The 16,389-nt window shown below is 65.1% G+C and carries 11 protein-coding genes and 1 tRNA gene; 7 read left to right on the top strand and 5 right to left on the bottom strand.

All coding sequences use genetic code 11. The features are described 5' to 3' along the window. Positions 1 to 66: 66 nt before the first annotated feature. The 4 genes from QX124_RS14005 to QX124_RS13990 all read right to left on the bottom strand — a co-directional run bounded on the left by QX124_RS14005 (position 67) and on the right by QX124_RS13990 (position 4,691). Positions 67 to 1,101 (bottom strand): cysteine synthase A, encoded by a 1,035-nt coding sequence (locus tag QX124_RS14005; RefSeq protein WP_315797454.1) that lies wholly within the window; start codon positions 1,099 to 1,101, stop codon positions 67 to 69. 81 nt (positions 1,102 to 1,182) lie between these two features. Continuing rightward, positions 1,183 to 2,415 carry a cyclopropane-fatty-acyl-phospholipid synthase family protein gene (locus QX124_RS14000; RefSeq protein ID WP_315797453.1) on the bottom strand — a complete coding sequence of 411 codons (1,233 nt, stop codon included), beginning with the start codon at positions 2,413 to 2,415 and terminating at the stop codon, positions 1,183 to 1,185. A gap of 109 nt (positions 2,416 to 2,524) precedes the next feature. Further along, positions 2,525 to 3,370: a DUF1365 domain-containing protein gene (locus QX124_RS13995; RefSeq protein WP_315774825.1), complete on the bottom strand. Its 846-nt coding sequence runs from the start codon at positions 3,368 to 3,370 to the stop codon at positions 2,525 to 2,527. 7 nt (positions 3,371 to 3,377) lie between these two features. Next, the gene (locus QX124_RS13990; RefSeq protein WP_315738044.1) at positions 3,378 to 4,691 is read right to left on the bottom strand and encodes an NAD(P)/FAD-dependent oxidoreductase; all 1,314 of its coding nucleotides are present in this window, start codon (positions 4,689 to 4,691) and stop codon (positions 3,378 to 3,380) included. A gap of 367 nt (positions 4,692 to 5,058) precedes the next feature. Here QX124_RS13990 and QX124_RS13985 point away from each other — a divergent pair, with 367 nt between their 5' ends. The 6 genes from QX124_RS13985 to QX124_RS13960 are packed head-to-tail and all read left to right on the top strand — an operon-like array spanning position 5,059 to position 15,160. Further along, positions 5,059 to 6,513 (top strand): efflux transporter outer membrane subunit, encoded by a 1,455-nt coding sequence (locus tag QX124_RS13985; protein ID WP_315797452.1) that lies wholly within the window; start codon positions 5,059 to 5,061, stop codon positions 6,511 to 6,513. Next, positions 6,503 to 7,897 carry an efflux RND transporter periplasmic adaptor subunit gene (locus QX124_RS13980; RefSeq protein ID WP_315797451.1) on the top strand — a complete coding sequence of 465 codons (1,395 nt, stop codon included), beginning with the start codon at positions 6,503 to 6,505 and terminating at the stop codon, positions 7,895 to 7,897. The genes QX124_RS13985 and QX124_RS13980 overlap by 11 nt, the downstream gene beginning before the upstream one ends. A gap of 29 nt (positions 7,898 to 7,926) precedes the next feature. Further along, positions 7,927 to 11,055: an efflux RND transporter permease subunit gene (locus QX124_RS13975; RefSeq protein WP_315797450.1), complete on the top strand. Its 3,129-nt coding sequence runs from the start codon at positions 7,927 to 7,929 to the stop codon at positions 11,053 to 11,055. Continuing rightward, entirely contained in the window at positions 11,055 to 14,159 is a 3,105-nt protein-coding gene (locus tag QX124_RS13970) for an efflux RND transporter permease subunit (protein ID WP_315797449.1), read from the top strand. Before QX124_RS13975 ends, QX124_RS13970 begins: the two co-directional genes overlap by 1 nt. A 39-nt stretch (positions 14,160 to 14,198) precedes the next feature. Next, positions 14,199 to 14,936 carry a tRNA-uridine aminocarboxypropyltransferase gene (locus QX124_RS13965; protein WP_315797448.1) on the top strand — a complete coding sequence of 246 codons (738 nt, stop codon included), beginning with the start codon at positions 14,199 to 14,201 and terminating at the stop codon, positions 14,934 to 14,936. Between the two features lie 50 nt (positions 14,937 to 14,986). Continuing rightward, positions 14,987 to 15,160: a hypothetical protein gene (locus QX124_RS13960; RefSeq protein WP_315797447.1), complete on the top strand. Its 174-nt coding sequence runs from the start codon at positions 14,987 to 14,989 to the stop codon at positions 15,158 to 15,160. 50 nt (positions 15,161 to 15,210) lie between these two features. On the opposite strand, the gene QX124_RS13955 is transcribed toward QX124_RS13960, so the two are convergent. Next, positions 15,211 to 15,284 (bottom strand) — tRNA-Cys (locus QX124_RS13955). A gap of 451 nt (positions 15,285 to 15,735) precedes the next feature. On the opposite strand from QX124_RS13955, the gene QX124_RS13950 reads away from it, so the two are divergent. Further along, entirely contained in the window at positions 15,736 to 16,311 is a 576-nt protein-coding gene (locus QX124_RS13950) for a ubiquinol-cytochrome c reductase iron-sulfur subunit (RefSeq protein WP_315797446.1), read from the top strand. Positions 16,312 to 16,389: the final 78 nt, after the last annotated feature.

Here is a 16,389-nt window from a genome sequence, read left to right as displayed (position 1 = left end):
ACGCGAATAGGGACTTGCGAATAGCGAATAGGGCGAGAAGTTCTACTCGCTACTCGCTACTCGCCCTCAAACGAAAGGCGGCTTGATGCCGCTGCGCCGCTCCAGCCAAGCCGGCACCGGCAGGTTCTTCGAACGCATGAATTCCGGATTGTACAGCTTCGACTGATAGCGCGTGCCCGAGTCGCACAGGATGGTCACGATGGTGTGGCCGCGGCCGAGCTTCCGCGCGAGTTGCACCGCGCCGGCGACGTTGACGCCGGTCGAGCCGCCCAGGCATAAGCCTTCATGCTGTACGAGGTCGTAGATCGTGTTGACGGCGTCCTCGTCGGACACCAGGAACGCGTCGTCGACCTTGGCGGTCTCGATCACGGGCGTCACACGACCGATGCCGATGCCTTCGGTGATGGAATCGCCGGGCGTCGATTTGACGACGCCGTTCTTGAACCATTCGTACATCGCGAAGCCGTGCGGATCGGCACAGGCGGTGACGATATTCTTGTTTCTGTCCTTCAAATAGCGGCTCGCGCCGGCGATGGTGCCGCCGGTGCCGACCGCGCAGATGAAGCCGTCGACCTTGCCGCCGGTCTGCTCCCAGATCTCGGGTCCCGTGGACTCATAATGCGCCTTGGCGTTGTCGAGGTTGTTCCACTGGTCGGCGAACAGCACGCCGTTCGGCTCGGTCTTGCGCAATTCGTCGGCGAGCCTGCGCCCGACATGCTGATAGTTGTTGGGATTGCTGAACGGCAACGCCGGCACCTCGACCAGCTCCGCACCGCACAGCCGCAGCATGTCCTTCTTTTCCTGGCTCTGCGTCTCCGGGATCACGATCAGCGTGCGATAGCCGCGCGCGCTGGCGACCACGGCCAGACCGATGCCGGTGTTGCCGGCTGTGGCCTCCACCACGAGGCCGCCGGGCTTGAGATCGCCGCGCCTCTCGGCCTCCAGGATCATCCACTTGCCGGCACGGTCCTTGACCGACTGGCCCGGGTTCATGAACTCGGCCTTGCCGAGAATGGTGCAGCCCGTCGCCTCCGAGGCGCGATTGAGCTTGATCAGGGGCGTGTTGCCGATCGCCGCGACGACGTCGTTGTGAATGGTCATTTTGCAGATACCGTAGGAGTTTCCTCGAGCACACTTAAGAGGACCCTAGCCTGATATCCAGGGCAGCGTAAGCCGGCCGGATCAGCCCCCTGATTTCGCAAAGACGACCTGGCGAACATCGATGTTCCCAGAGAGGAAACCTGCTTCGCAGTAGGACAGATAATATTCCCAGAGCCGCCTGAAGCGCTCATCGAATCCTGCGGGCGTGAGGTCCGGCCAGGCCTCCCGGAAGTTCTTTCGCCAGATCGCGAGCGTCCTGGCATAATCTTCCCCGAAGATGCGCTCGCGGATGACGGGTATGCCAAAGCGGTCGCCGAGCGACTTCAGGATCTGCGGCGTCGGCAACATGCCTCCCGGGAAGACGTAGCGTTGGATGAAGTCGACCTCGCGGCGGTAGTGCTGGAACAGGCTGTCCTGGATGGTAATTGCCTGGACACCGGCCAATCCGCCCGGCAGCAGACGGTCTCGCAGTTGCGAGAAATATTTCGGCCAGAACTGTTCGCCGACCGCCTCGATCATCTCGATCGAGGCGATGCGATCGTAGCGGTCACGCTCGTCGCGGTAATCCTGCAGGCGGATTTCGACTTTCTCGGCGAGCCCGGCCTCGTGGATGCGGCGCTGCGCGAAGTCGCGCTGCTGTTGGCTGATCGTCAGCCCAACGACCTGGGCGCCGAACGTCTTGGCGGCATATTCGGCAAAGCCGCCCCAGCCGCAGCCGATCTCGAGCAGCTTCTGCCCGGGCTGGAGATCGATCGCCTCGGCCAGCCGCTTGTACTTGTTGGTCTGCGCGGCGGTGAGGTCGGTGGTGTCCTCCTCGAACAGGGCCGAGGAGTAGGTCATGCTCGGATCGAGCCACGCCGAGTAGAACGAATTCCCGATGTCATAATGGGCGTAGATGTTGCGCTTTGCCTGACGCTTGGTGTTGCGGTTGAACCAGTGCCGGACCAGCTGGGCAAACCGGATCAGCGGCTTGTCTTCCAGCATCGACTGCAGCAGGTGCTGGTTGACGCAGAACAGATAGAGAAACTGCGTCAGGTCCGGCGTGTCCCAGTCGCCATTCAGATAGGCCTCGGCGATGCCGATGTCGCCGCCATTGAGAAGGCGCGATGCGAAGCTGTAATTGGCCAGGATCATTGCGGCGGCCGGTCCGGGCTCAACGCCGCCGAGCCGGATCACCCGTCCGTCCGGCAGGGTCACATCGAGCGTGCCTTTCCGCAAGCGCGAGCCGAAGCCGAGGGCAAGGCGGGGCAGGCGGGGAAGATCGGCAAGCACCTTGTCGATGGTGTCAGGGGTGACTGGGATGACGTTCGGCATGGCAGGTCCATTCACACAAACGGCTCGAGCCCACGTCCCCGTCGGCTGGCCGGTGTGGCACCTGTGCGGGCAGGGAATCACGGACGCAGAGCGCGCCGGCCGTTTCCGGTCAGCGTCGTGAAATATAAGCGTGGCTGCCGTTCCCCGCCAAGTCGGTATTGGTTCCAGGGCTTGCGCTGATTTCGCCGCGCGGGACGAGGCGGACGCCTTTGGCCCACAGCCGCAGCGCCTCCCAATGGATCGCGGCAAAGATTTTGACAGTCACCAGCGGGAGCGAGACGAAGGCGGCGAGCAGGGAGCCAGAGGTCAGCGTGCGACGGCGGCCGGAGAAGGTTGCGGCAAGCAGGGGGCCGTCGGCCCCAGTTTCGAGAATCCGCAGCTTGACATTGTCGCCAGGCGGCATGACCCGGAAATGGTAACGCATCGCCATGTCGATGAAGGGCGAGACGTAGAAGGTCTTGTCCTGCGCCTGGCGGAGCCCTGCTGCCGATAGCTCATCCGGCCTGACCGGCAGCACATAGGGCTTGATCTCGCCGAAGGTGTTGCGGACCTCGTAGATCATCAGCGCCAGGGTGTCGTCGCTGCGATAGCAGAAATAGACCGACAGCGGATTGAACACGTAGCCGAGCAGCCGCGGATAGCACAGCAGCAGCACGCGCCCACCGCTGAGATCGATCCCCTGATCCGCCGCACAGGTCTGCGCATAGGCCAGTAGCGACGAGCCGTCGCCCGGACCGTGGTCGGCCTCGTGGAAGCTGTAGAGCGCGCGCCGATTGACCCCGAACAGCGAAGCCTGCCGGTCCGCCTGGTCGAGCCGACCGAGATCGATCAGCAGGCTCATCACGCGATAGCGGAAGCGATGCGTGGTCGGGCGCATGCGGGCATGCATGACCTGTCCGACATAGAGCGCGGCCGCTTCCGTTCTGTCATCTGGTCCCGAGTGATCCATGTCCATATCGCGCCTATTCCGCAGCCTCGGCGAGCTCGGTGGGAAGCCCGCGCCACGGCACGTTCGCGCCGAGCGCCTCTGCCACGGCGAGACCCGAGCGTAGCCCGTCCTCATGAAAGCCATAGCCGGTCCAGGCGCCACAGAACCAAGTATGGCGCTGCCCCTGAATCGCTGCCAGACGCTTCTGCGCCGCAAAGGCGGCAGCCGTGTATTGCGGGTGCTCACAGATATACTTGCCAAAGGTTAGCTCCGGAGCCGGAGCGAAGGGTGGGTTGAGGCTGACGAACAGCGGCTTGGCATTGTCGATGTCCTGGAGGTTGTTCATCCAATAGGTGACGGCGACGTCGTTCATGGGAACGCCCTCACGCTGCCAGCGCAGGAAATTCCACGAAGCCCAGGCGCGGCGACGCTTCGGCATCAGCCTGCTGTCACGGTGCAGATAGATCGTGTTGGGCGAATATTTGATCGCCCCGAGGATGCTGCGCTCCCGCTCGTCCGCATCGGTGAGCATCGACAACGCCTGGTCGCTGTGTGCGGCGATCACGACATGATCGTAGGTGTCGCGACGGCCGCTGCTGTCCTGAACGACGACGCCGTGGGCAGTGCGTTCGATGCTGGTCACGGCGCTGCCGAGCCGGATGTGCTTGCGGAAGCTCGACGTCAGCTTCTCCACATAGCGGCGGCTGCCGCCCTTGACGGTGCGCCAGACCGGACGGTCATATTGCAGCAACCTGTGATTGCTGAAGAACGCGACGAAGTTCTCGGCCGGAAAGTCCAGCATCTCGGACGCCGGGGCTGACCAGATCGCGGCACCCATTGGCGCCAGATAGTCGGTGAGCAGTCGCGGGGCGAAATGGTTGCGCCGGAAATAATCCCGGAGCGTAAGGCCATGCAGGCGCCCGGCCTTGAAGTCGGCTGTACTCTGCTCGTTGAAGGTCAGGATGTCCCTGAGCATCCAGAGATAGGATGTCGACAGCAGATTGCTCGGCTGCGCGAACAGCCCCTTGGCGGTGTCGAGCCAGGTGTTGCCGCCCCCCTTCCATTCGAAGCGGCCGGCATCCGCGGTGACGGCAAAGCTCATGCTGCTGTCGACCGTCTCGACCCCCAGATGGTCGAACAAGGCGGTGAGCTCAGGATAGTTCAGCTCGTTGTAGACGATGAAGCCGATGTCGACAGAGACCGGAGCGCCGTCATAGTCGATCGTCACGGTGTGGCTGTGGCCGCCCGGACGGAGATCGCGCTCGTAGACGGTGATCGGATAACGCTTCGCCAGGGACCAGGCCGCGGCGTTACCCGCAATACCCGTTCCGACCACCGCAACTCGCATGAATGCCCCCCTGAAGTTCACGTGCAAGTTACGGAGTCGCCGCCAAAGGGTTTCACGGGCGCGCTCCCCGCGTCACACCCCGTCCAAAACGGCATTCGACAGATGAAATCTTGGTAAGGCGGCAGCCCGTGGCCCGTGGCCGTGCCTGCACGAAACTCCGCTGATTTACGGGAGATTCGTCGATTCGGTGGACTTTATCGGCACCATCGCTGCTGGGGGGACGGGGGGCTGCAGGGCTGTCCGGCGCCGTGGGCTGCGGCTAGAATGATTCCCAAGACTACAGGGAAGCATCACGCCAGTGTCCATCGTGCCGATCGCCGTCGACGAGCCTTGCCGCGCGTCCGCTGACCCGCGGATCGTCGCCGGGATGCGGGAGCGCCGTGTGCCGGCTGCCCTGCGGCGATTTGTCCACTGGCTGGCGGCGATCGGATTGGCGGCGAACTCGGCCGGCTGCCTGCTGACCCAGGATATTCCCGATCCGGCCCTCGACTTGCCCCAGCGCTACAAGGCGGCGTCCGGTTCCGATATGGCGGCGCCGCCGCCGCTGGATTGGTGGCGCGGCTTCGGATCACGCGAGCTGACCCAGCTGATGGAGGAGGCGCAGAGCGTCAACCTTGATATTGCCGCTGCTGTGGCAAGGTTCCGGCAGGCCGATGCGCTGGCGCGGCAGGCCGGCGCGGCGCTGCTGCCAAGCCTGTCGAGCACGGGGCAGGAGACCTATTCGCGCACGTCCGGGTCGAGCTCCAGCGGGCTCACCAATGGCGGCCGCGAGGTCGTCAATTACCAAGCCTCGCTCTCTGCGAGCTACCAGCTCGACTTCTTCGGCCAGAATCGCGACGCGCTGCAGGCGGCCGAGGAAACCGCGGTGGCCAACCGCTTCGACCGCGACGTCACGCAGTTGACGACGCTCGCCACCGTCGCCAATGCCTATTTCCAGGTGCTGGCCGCGCAGGATCGGATTCGGACGGCTGAGCGCAACATCGCCAGCGCCACGCGTGTGCTCGATGCCATCCGCGAACGGCAGAAGGCAGGCACCGGCAATGATCTCGACGTCGCGCAGCAGGAGAGCGTGCTCGCCAACCAGAAGGCGGCGGTGCCGCCGCTGCGCCAGACGCTCGATCAGAACGTCAACGCGCTGGCCGTGCTGGTCGCGCGATCGCCCGAGGGCATTCGCATTGCCGGCGGCTCGCTCGACCGGATCAGGACGCCGCGGGTCACGCCCGGGCTGCCGTCCGAACTCTTGACGCAACGGCCGGACATCCGCCGGCAGGAAGCGCAGCTGGCGTCGGCCACCGCCAATGTCGGCAGCGCGCGGGCGCAGTTCTTTCCCAGCATCCAGCTGACCGGCAATGGCGGCTACCAGAGCGCAGCACTGATGTCGCTGTTTCAGCCGCATGCGGCGTTCTTCAGCCTCGCCGGCAGCCTGACCCAGCCGATCTTCGATGGTGGCAGAATCCTGGGCAATTTCGAGAACGCCAAGGCGCGGCAGGACGAGCTGCTGCAAACCTACCGCAAGACGGTCATCCAGTCTTTCACCGACGTCAACAATGCGCTGTTCTCGATCAAGCAGACCACGATCAAGTTGCAATTGCAGCGAGAAGTCGTTGCCGCCTCCCGCCGCGCCTTCCAGCTCTCCGAGCAGCAACTGCGCGCGGGAACTGCCGACATCGTGACAGTCTTGAATACGCAATTGACGCTGTTCCAGGCCGAGGACGCGCTATGGCAGGCGCAACTGGCGCGCCTGCAGGCGTTCGTGAGCCTCTATCAGGCGCTCGGCGGCGGCTGGGAGCCGCGCATGGAGAAGTCGGCCGATGCTCTTTAAACCGGACGAGAAGGGAGCAGCGGCAGTGAAGCGCGCGCGGTCCAGCGTGGCACGGCGGCTGGTGTCGATCACGATCACGCTGCTGATCCTGGGCGGCCTCGGTTATATCGGCTGGTCGGCGATGCAGCAGAAGCAGCAGGCCAATAACCGCTTCGCGCGGCCCGACCTTCCGGTTCCGGTCCTGGCCGCCTCGCCTGTCATCAAGGACGTGCCGGTCTATCTCGACGGCGTCGGCGCGGTGCGCGCGCTCAACACCGTCACGGTGCGCTCCCAGGTCGACGGCAAGCTGATCGCGGTCAATTTCGTCGAGGGGCAGGACGTCAAGAAGGGCGACGTGCTCGCCGAGATCGATCCGGCGATCTACCAGGCGCAGTACGACCAGGCCGTCGCCAAGAAGGCGCAGGACGAGGCGCAGCTCGCCAACCAGAAGCTCGACCTCGCCCGCTACGAGCAGCTGGCCGCCAGCAATGCCGGCTCCAAGCAGCAGGCCGACACGCAGCGCGCGGTGGTGGCGCAGCAGCAGGCGCTGATCAAGGCGGATCAGGCCGCGATCGATAATGCGGCGACGACCTTGAGCTACACCAAGATCGTGGCGCCGCTCTCCGGCCGCGCCGGCCTGCGCCAGGTCGACCAGGGCAACATCGTTCATGCCTCTGACGCGACCGGTCTCGTCGTCATCACGCAGCTTCAGCCGATCGCGGTGCAGTTCAGCCTGCCGCAGCAGCAGATCATGCGCGTCAATGCGGCCGCTGCCAAGGGGCCGCTCGCTGTCGACGTGTTCGGCAATGACGGCGTCACCGTCATCGACACTGGCACGTTGCGGGGCATCGACAACCAGGTCGATCAGACGACGGGCACGCTGAAACTGAAAGCAGAATTCCCCAACGGCAAATTCCAGCTCTGGCCCGGACAGTTCGTCAATGTCCGCCTCAAGGTCGAGACCTTGTCGCAGGCGATCACGGTGCCGACCTCGGCGGTGCAGCGCGGGCCGGCAGGCACGTTCAGCTACGTGATCGGCGAGGGCGACATCGCCTCGGCGCATCCGGTGACGGTCGTGCAGCAGAACGAGAGCGAGGCCGTGATCGCCAGCGGCTTGAGCCCGTCGGACCGCGTGGTGACGACCGGCTTTGCCAATCTGGCCGACGGTGTCAAAGTCGTGGTCGGACGCGCCGAGCAGACGCCGCAGGCCGATCTGGCGCCGCGCAAGCGCAGCCGCAATCCGCAAGGAAAAGAGCAGGCGAAGGAGGGCGGAGCGCCACCCGAAGGCGCGCCGAAGGACGGCGAGCGGCGCCGCAGGCCTGAGGCTGGGGGGCAGACCGACGCCGGCGGTGCAGCACCCCAGGGAGGGAGTGAGGCAGGTCGCGGTGCGAAGGCACAGCCATGACGCAACCGCAAGAGTGACGAGCAGTCGCGATGAGCGTCTCCGAACCCTTCATCCGCCGTCCCATCGCGACCTCGCTGCTCGGCGTCGCCCTGCTGATCGGCGGCCTGCTCGGCTATCTCGCGCTGCCGGTCTCGGCGCTGCCGCAGGTCGACTTCCCGACTGTCCAGGTGACGACGCAACTGCCGGGCGCCAGCCCTGATGTGATCGCCTCGCTGATCACGGCCCCACTGGAGCGCCAGCTCGGCCAGATCCCGTCGTTGTCCGCGATGAACTCGACGAGCTCGTTCGGCGTCAGCCAGATCTCGCTGCAGTTCGATCTCGGACGCGACATCGACGGCGCCACGCAGGACGTCCAGGCGGCAATCAATGCCGCCGCCGGCGTCTTGCCAAAGTCGCTGCCCTATCCGCCGACCTACGCCAAGGTCAATCCGGCGGATGCCCCGGTCATGACGCTCGCGCTGACCTCGGACACGATCTCGCTACGCGCGATGAGCGACATGGCCGACACGATCCTGGCGCAGCGGCTGAGCCAGGTCTCCGGCGTCGGCCGCGTCTCGGTGCTCGGTGGACTGAAGCCCGCGGTGCGCGTGCAGGCCGACCTGGCGCGGCTCGCGGCCTATGGCATCTCGATAGAGGACCTGCGCGCCGCCATCGCAGGCGCCAACGTCTCCGGACCCAAGGGATCGCTGGACGGGGCGCAGCAGGCCTATCTGATCACGGCCAACGACCAGATCGGGGCCGCAGACGCTTACAAGCCGATCATCATCGCCTACCGCAACGGCTCGCCGGTCACGATCGCCGATGTCGCAACGATTCTCGATGGTCTGGAGAACGATCGGACCGGCGGCTGGTACCAGGGTGTCCCTGCGGTCATCCTCGACATCCAGCGCCAGCCGGGTGCCAACGTCATCGAGGTCGTCAAGCAGATCCGTGCCGAGATCCCGAAGCTGCAGCGCATGATTCCGGCCGGGGTGAAGCTCGCTATCGTCAGCGATCGTACCGTGACCATCCGCGCCTCGGTGCACGACGTGCAGTTCACGCTGCTGCTCAGCGTGGTGCTGGTGACGCTGGTCGTGCTGCTGTTCCTGCGCTCGTTGCGGGCCACGATCATCGCCGGCGTCGCGCTGCCGCTGTCGCTGATCACGAGCTTCGGCGTGATGTACTTCGCCGGCTTCAGCCTCGACAATCTCTCGCTGATGGCACTCACGATCGGCACCGGCTTCGTCGTCGACGACGCCATCGTGATGATCGAGAACATCGTGCGCCACATGGAGAATGGCGAGAGCGCGATGAACGCCTCGCTGCGAGGCGCGCGCGAGATCGGCTTCACCGTCATCTCGCTGACGGTATCGCTGATCGCAGTGTTCATTCCACTCTTGTTCATGTCCGGTCTGGTCGGCCGCATGTTTCGGGAATTTGCGCTGACGCTGACGATTGCAGTGGTGACATCGGCGGTGGTGTCGTTGACCTTGACGCCGATGATGTGCTCGCGGCTGTTGAAGCACGCCAGCGAGGAGTGGGTGCTGCCGGGGCTGAACGCCGTCAGCCGCTTCATCGACCGTACCGTGGCCGTCTATCATCGCAGCCTGCTGTGGGTGCTGGATCGCCAGACCGAGACGCTGGTCGTGACCTTCGCGACCTTGGCGGCGACCTTGGCGCTCTACGTCGTCGCGCCCAAGGGCTTTCTGCCGCTGCAGGATACCGGCTCGATCACGGCGGTGACCGAGGCCGGCCCCGACGTGTCGTTCGCCGAAATGACGAAACGCCAGGCGGACGTCGCCGCCGCGATCCAGGCTGACGCCGACGTCGTCGGCGTCGTCTCGGTGATCGGCGCCGGATCGGTCAACCCGACCACCAATGTCGGCCGTCTCGTCATGACCTTGAAGCCGCTTGGCGAGCGGCAGGATGGCGTCGCCGAGGTGATCGATCGGCTGAAGCAGAAGACCTCGGGCGTGCCCGGCATGACCGTGTACTTCCAGCCGGTCCAGGACGTGCAGATCTCGACCCAGGCGAGCCGCTCGCAATATCAGTACACGCTGACCGGCGCCGATGCCACCGAGGTGTCGAAATGGGCGAGGCAGCTTGTCGGAGAAATGCGCCGCGACCCTCTATTCCGCGACGCCTCCTCCGAAGCCCAGGAGGGCGGCCTGCGCGCGGAGCTGACCATTGACCGCCAGCGCGCCGGCCAGCTCGGCGTCAGTCTGCAGGGCGTCACCGACACGCTCAACGACGCCTTCGCGCAGCGGCAGATCTCGACGATCTATGGTCAGGCCAATCAGTACCGCGTCGTGCTGGAGGCGCTGCCGATGTATCAGCGCGATCCCTCGATCCTATCGAAGCTCTATCTGCCTGGCGCCGGCGGCCAAGTGCCGCTCTCGGCGGTGGCGAGCCTGAAGCGCACCACCGCGCCGCTCGCCATCTCGCACCAGGCGCAGTTTCCGGCGGTGTCGCTGAGCTTCAATCTCGCGTCCGGCGCGGCGCTGAGCGAGGCGGTCGAGGCGCTCCATGCGACCGAGAACCGCATCGGCATGCCCGGCAGCATCATCGGTGTCTATTCGGGCGATGCCGCCGAGTTCGCCAAGTCGCTGGCCGGCCAGCCCTGGTTGCTGCTGGCGGCCGTGGTCACGATCTACATCGTGCTCGGCGTGCTCTATGAGAGCTACATTCATCCGATCACGATCCTGTCGACCTTGCCGTCGGCGGGCGTCGGCGCCATCCTGGCCTTGATGCTGTTCGGCCAGGATCTCTCGGTCATCGGCTTGATCGGCATCATTCTGCTGATGGGCATCGTCAAGAAGAACGCGATCATGATGATCGACTTCGCGCTCGAAGCGGAGCGTCACGAAAACCGCACACCCTACGACGCGATCGTGCAGGCGTGTCTCCTGCGCTTCCGCCCGATCATGATGACGACCCTGGCCGCGCTGTTCGGCGCGCTGCCGCTGGCGATCGAGAGCGGCACCGGCTCGGAGCTGCGCTTTCCGCTCGGCATCTCCATCATTGGCGGCCTGCTGCTCAGCCAATTGCTGACGCTGTACACGACGCCGGTCATCTATCTCGCGCTCGACCGCATCAATCGTCGCTTCGAGCGCGCGCTGCCGCCGGCGCCGAACCTGCCGTCGCCGCCGATCGCAGGTGCGACCGAAGGCATCCAGTGATGGCCTCGATCTCCGAGCCGTTCATTCGCCGGCCGGTCGGCACCACGCTGCTCTCGATCGGCTTGTTCCTGGTCGGGATCGTCGCCTATATCTTCCTTCCCGTCGCGCCCGTGCCGAACGTCGATTTCCCCGCGATCTTCGTCAGCGCGTCGCGCCCGGGTGCGGACCCGTCCGTCATGGCGGGGACGGTCGCGGCGCCGTTGGAGCGGCGGCTCGGCGAAATCGCAGGTGTCGACCAGATCACATCGACGAGCTCGCTCGGCACCACCAACATCCAGATCCAGTTCTCGATCGGCCGCGACATCGACAAGGCCGCGCGTGACGTCCAGGCGGCCATCAACGCCTCGCTGTCGGACCTTCCGAGCGACCTGCCGGCGCTGCCGCGCTTCCGCAAGGCGAACACGGCCGCGGCTCCCGTATTCGTTCTGGCCCTGACCTCGAAGACGATGACGCCGAGCGCGATGTACGACGTCGCCGACACCGTTCTGGCGCAGCGTCTGTTCCAGGTGCCCGGCGTCGGCAATGTCACGGTCAGCGGCGCCGATCAGCCTGCCGTGCGCATCGCACTCAATCCGGTCTCGCTCGCCAATGCCGGGATTTCGACCGACGATGTCCGGACGGCGATCATCAATGCCAATCCGATCGGGCCGGTCGGCATCTTCGAGGGCGCGCGGCAGAGCGAGACCATTGCCATCAACCGGCAGATGCGCAGTGCGGCCGAATTCCGCGACATCCTGATCAAGAGCAGCAATGGCAGCTTCGTGCGGCTGTCGGATGTCGCCGACGTCGAGGATTCCGTACGCAACGTGCGTTCGATCGCCTGGTTCAACAAGCAGCCGGCGGTGCTGATCCAGATCGCGAAACAGGGCGACGCCAACGTGATCGAGACCGTCGACCGTGTGAAGGCGCTGATCCCCGAGCTCAAGCAATGGCTGCCGGCTGGCATCGAGATCGCCACTCTGGTCGATCGCACAGGGACCATTCGCGCCTCGGTCGAGGACATGCAGTGGACCTTGCTCGCGACCGCCGTGCTGGTGATGGTCGTCGTGTTCCTGTTCCTGCGCCGCCTGGTGCCGACGGTGGCGGCCGGCGTCTCGGTTCCGCTGGCGCTGGCCGGCACCTGCGCGGCGATGTGGCTCGCAGGCTTCTCGATCGACAATCTCTCGCTGATGGCGCTCGCGATCTCCGTCGGCTTCGTCGTCGACGACGCCATCGTCATGATCGAGAACATGTACCGCAATCTCGAGCATGGCCTGTCGCCGATGCGCGCCGCGCTCGATGGCGCCCGCCAGATCGGCTTTACCGTGTTGTCGATCAGCCTTTCTTTGATTGCAGCCTTCGTGCCCTTGATCTTCATGGACGGCGTCGTCGGCCGTCTCCTGCGTGAGTTCTCGCTGACGCTGACCTTCGCAATCGTCGTTTCGACATTGGTGTCGCTGACGGTGACGCCGATGATCTGCGCGCATTACATCAAGGAGACGCTGTCCGATCGTGCCACCTGGTTCGACCGTATCGTCGAAGGCGCGCTGTCCGGCATGGTCCGCTTCTATGCCTGGACGCTGCGCGGCGTGCTGGTTTATCCGTTCCTCACCTTGATCGTGTTCTTCGCCACCATCGCGCTCACGGTGACGCTCTACATCAAGGTGCCCAAGGGCTATTTCCCGACCGACGATTCCGGCTTCGTCATCGGTGCGACGCGCGCCTCGGCCGACATTTCGTTCCAGTCCATGCTGGGCCTGCAGCAGCGGCTCGCCGACATCGTGATGGCCGATCCCGCCGTGGCCGGGATCGGCTCGACCATCGGGGGCGGCGGCGGGCCGGGCGGCGCGACGTCCAACCGCGGCACCATGTTCATCAACCTCAAGCCCCCGGCGGAGCGCGAGGGCATCTCGACTGAGCTCGTGATCAACCGCCTCAGGCGGAGCCTCGCGATGGTCCCTGGCATTCGGCTCTTCATGTTCGCCGCGCAGGACGTGCGCACCGGCGGTCGTCAGAGCGATTCCGACTACCAGTACACGTTGAGCAGCCCCGATCTCGACCTTCTGCAGAAATGGGCGCCGATTGTCGCCAAGCGCCTGGAGACGGTCGACGGCATCACCGATATATCCAGCGACCGCGATCCCGGTGGCCTCCAGCTCGCGCTGCGGATCGACCGCCAAAAGGCGGCGAGCCTCGGCGTCCGTGTCCAGGACATCGACAACGCGCTCAACAACGCCTTTGCGCAGCGGCAGATCTCGATCGTCTACAGCCAGCGCAACCAGTACATGGTCGTGCTGGAGATCGACCCGAAATTCCAGACCGATCCCTCGAATCTCGACCGCATCTATGTGGCGGGGGCAGGGGACGCGCAGGTGCCGCTGTCGGCACTGGTCAAGGCCGAGCGCGGCCTGTCACCGCTGGCGGTGTATCACTCACAATCGTTCCCTTCGACCACCGTGTCGTTCAACCTGCTGCCGGACGTGCCCTTGCAGACCGCGACGGCCAACATTCAGCGCGCCGTCGATGAGCTGCACATGCCGGAGGGCATCCGCGGCAGCTTCGACGGCAATGCCGGAGACTTCAACAAGAGCAGCGGCCGCCAGCCGCTCTTGATCCTGTTCGCCCTGGCCGCGATGTATATCGTGCTCGGCGTGCTCTATGAGAGCCTGGCGCATCCGCTGACCATCATCTCGACGCTACCGTCGGCGGGGCTCGGCGCACTGCTCGCGCTGCAGATCACCAATACGCCGCTGACCGTGATCGCCTTCGTCGGCATCATCCTGCTGATCGGCATCGTCAAGAAGAACGGCATCATGCTGGTCGATTTCGCGCTCGAGGCCGAGCGCCAGCGCGGCATGTCCTCGGCCGACGCGATCTTCGAGGCCTGCCGGGTGCGCTTCCGTCCGATCCTGATGACGACGCTCGCCGCGCTGTTCGCCGGTCTGCCGCTGGTGATCGCGACCGGTCCCGGCACCGAGCTGCGCCGTCCCCTCGGCATCACCATCATTGGCGGCCTCCTGGTGTCGCAGATCCTGACGCTGTACACGACGCCGGTGATCTATCTGCTGATCGACCGGCTGCGCCGCCGGCCTGCGCCGGAGCCGCTTGCCGCGCCCGCCGAATGAGCCGTTGTGGCGCTGTCCGCGGGCGCGTATAGCCGCCGCATGCCAGAACCACACGACCATCCGCCGCTCGCCACCGAGGCGCCGCCCGATTGCCCGCGTTGCCAGAAGCCGCTGCCGCTGTGCATCTGCGACAGCGTCACACCGCTGGATAGCCGGCTGGGGCTCCTGATCCTGCAGCACCCGCAGGAGCAGGACCGCGCCCTCGGCACCGCGCGGCTCGCCGCGCAGCATTTCAAGACTGCGGTGGTCAAGGTCGGGCTGTCCTGGCCGAGCCTCGCCAAGGCGCTGGGACGGCCGGTCGCCGATCCCTCGCGCTGGGCCATTCTCTATCTCGGCTCGGCGAAGGCGGCCGAGCTCGATCCCGAGAGCGAGGTGGTCGCGGTGACCCGCAAGGGTGAGGTGGCCGACAACCAGCGCACCATCCTCAAGTCGATCGAGGGCGTGATCCTGCTCGACGGTACCTGGAGCCAGGCCAAGGCGCTGTGGTGGCGCAATCCATGGATGCTGAAATGCCAGCGTGTGATCCTCGGGCCGCGGCAGCCGTCGCGCTACGGTCGGCTGCGCCGCGAACCGCGCCGCGACGGGCTGTCGACCATCGAGGCGGCCGGGAAGCTGATGGCCGCGCTGGAACGGCGGCCTGAGATCGCCACGGTCCTCGACGCGAGCTTCGAGCGCATGCTTGCGCGGTATCGGGAGGTGGAGAAAGAGCATCCGGAGCTCACGCCCCGCCCAAAGGCCCGCAAGCCGGATTGGCGCAGCCGCAAACGGCGGGTTTAGGAACCAAGGGTACGCTTCTTGCATTGCAGCATGGAACGAGGATGAGAGCCATGCAGGAAGCAGAAAAGTCCAATGTGGTGCAGTTCCGGGATTACGCGCCCCGGCTGGCCGGCAGGTCCGGCTCGGATCGGACGGGCGTCTCGGCCGGTGAACGAGGGGCAATTCTGACCTGGCCGCGCGCGCAGGTCAGCTATCCCGGCGGCATCGACGATCTGCCCATCTAGGGCCGGTTCGCGGCCCCAATGGGTAGTCCAACCGCTTGATTTTGATTGAGTGGAGGCCACGACCAGAATTGAACTGGTGTAAACGGTTTTGCAGACCGCTGCGTAACCACTCCGCCACGTGGCCCCTGTGGGCGGAGCAATATAGGCAATCTCGCGCTTAGGCAACCACTCTCGTCGCGAAGCCGACTCCATCGATCCGGACCGTTAGCCAAGTGGAAGTTCGATGCCCCGAGCCGCGTTTCGAGCTGGTCGGCATCGGGCCACGGCAGCGCATAGGGGGGTTGTCGCGCCGCGCTCATCGCGACCCTGCTCCACATCTCGCTTTGTCGCAATTCCAGACGGCGCTGGCGACACCGTCGGTCTCGATCGCGAGGACCTTTCGCCGAACCGCTTCACCGGCAATGACGCGCAGCAGCGACGATAGTCGAAAACATCGTGGCGAAATCGCGCAGCGCGCCTTGATTTTTTAAGGTTGTGTTGTTCTAATTGTTCTATGTGGGGCTGTGTTGCGGGACGCCGGGCTGTAGAGCAGCACTCCCACGACTCACACACGACTTCACACGCAAAGATCTGTCATGGATGATCACCCGACGCGCCGCTCGGTGGTTTTCGGCACGCTTGCCGCATGCGCAACAGTCACCAGCGCAGCGGCCGATGACGACGATCCGCGCAAGGAGAAGCGGCCGCAAAAAGGCGACCTGATCGTGTTCTCGGAAGGGGAACGCGAAGGGCAGACGATCACGCCTGATGACTTGAAGATCGGCGAGCCACCGGTTCATGCGTGGCCGAAGGATCCTGCGAATGCGATCGTGCGTGACGGATCGCGATTGAACGAGGTGCTGCTCGTCAGGCTCGATCCAACCGAACTCGACGAAGACACGCGTCAGCGCGCGGCCGAGGGCATCGTCGCCTACTCGGCTATCTGCTCGCATGCGGGATGCCCGGTCACGGCCTGGATCAAGGCGACCGAGGGCAACGACGATGTCTTCAAATGCATGTGCCACAATTCCGAGTACGACCCGAGGCGCGGGGCGCAGGTCGTGTTCGGCCCCGCGCCGCGGCGGCTTGCCGCGCTTCCCCTCGTGATCAAGGACGGCGCGCTCATGATCGCTGCGCCCTTCATTGGAAGGGTAGGTGGCCAACAGGGCTGATGAGAATCCCATGTGCCGATCGGAACTCGCATCGTCTCGACACCCGTCACGACAACAAGTGAATCCAAAAACGAAGCA

The sequence above is a fragment of the Bradyrhizobium sp. SZCCHNRI3043 genome (assembly GCF_032377735.1).
Classification (GTDB): Bacteria; Pseudomonadota; Alphaproteobacteria; order Rhizobiales; family Xanthobacteraceae; genus Bradyrhizobium.
This window is presented reverse-complemented; position numbering and strand designations above follow the sequence as displayed.

Excerpts from the sequence above, each read along its gene's own strand:
- QX124_RS13975 (WP_315797450.1), top strand. The coding sequence starts at position 7,927 with ATGAGCGTCTCCGAACCCTTCATCCGCCGTCCCATCGCGACCTCGCTG.
- QX124_RS13990 (WP_315738044.1), bottom strand. The coding sequence starts at position 4,691 with ATGCGAGTTGCGGTGGTCGGAACGGGTATTGCGGGTAACGCCGCGGCC.
- QX124_RS13995 (WP_315774825.1), bottom strand. The coding sequence starts at position 3,370 with ATGGACATGGATCACTCGGGACCAGATGACAGAACGGAAGCGGCCGCG.
- QX124_RS14005 (WP_315797454.1), bottom strand. The coding sequence starts at position 1,101 with ATGACCATTCACAACGACGTCGTCGCGGCGATCGGCAACACGCCCCTG.
- QX124_RS13980 (WP_315797451.1), top strand. The coding sequence starts at position 6,503 with ATGCTCTTTAAACCGGACGAGAAGGGAGCAGCGGCAGTGAAGCGCGCG.
- QX124_RS13950 (WP_315797446.1), top strand. The coding sequence starts at position 15,736 with ATGGATGATCACCCGACGCGCCGCTCGGTGGTTTTCGGCACGCTTGCC.
- QX124_RS14000 (WP_315797453.1), bottom strand. The coding sequence starts at position 2,415 with ATGCCGAACGTCATCCCAGTCACCCCTGACACCATCGACAAGGTGCTT.
- QX124_RS13970 (WP_315797449.1), top strand. The coding sequence starts at position 11,055 with ATGGCCTCGATCTCCGAGCCGTTCATTCGCCGGCCGGTCGGCACCACG.
- QX124_RS13960 (WP_315797447.1), top strand. The coding sequence starts at position 14,987 with ATGCAGGAAGCAGAAAAGTCCAATGTGGTGCAGTTCCGGGATTACGCG.
- QX124_RS13985 (WP_315797452.1), top strand. The coding sequence starts at position 5,059 with ATGCGGGAGCGCCGTGTGCCGGCTGCCCTGCGGCGATTTGTCCACTGG.
- QX124_RS13965 (WP_315797448.1), top strand. The coding sequence starts at position 14,199 with ATGCCAGAACCACACGACCATCCGCCGCTCGCCACCGAGGCGCCGCCC.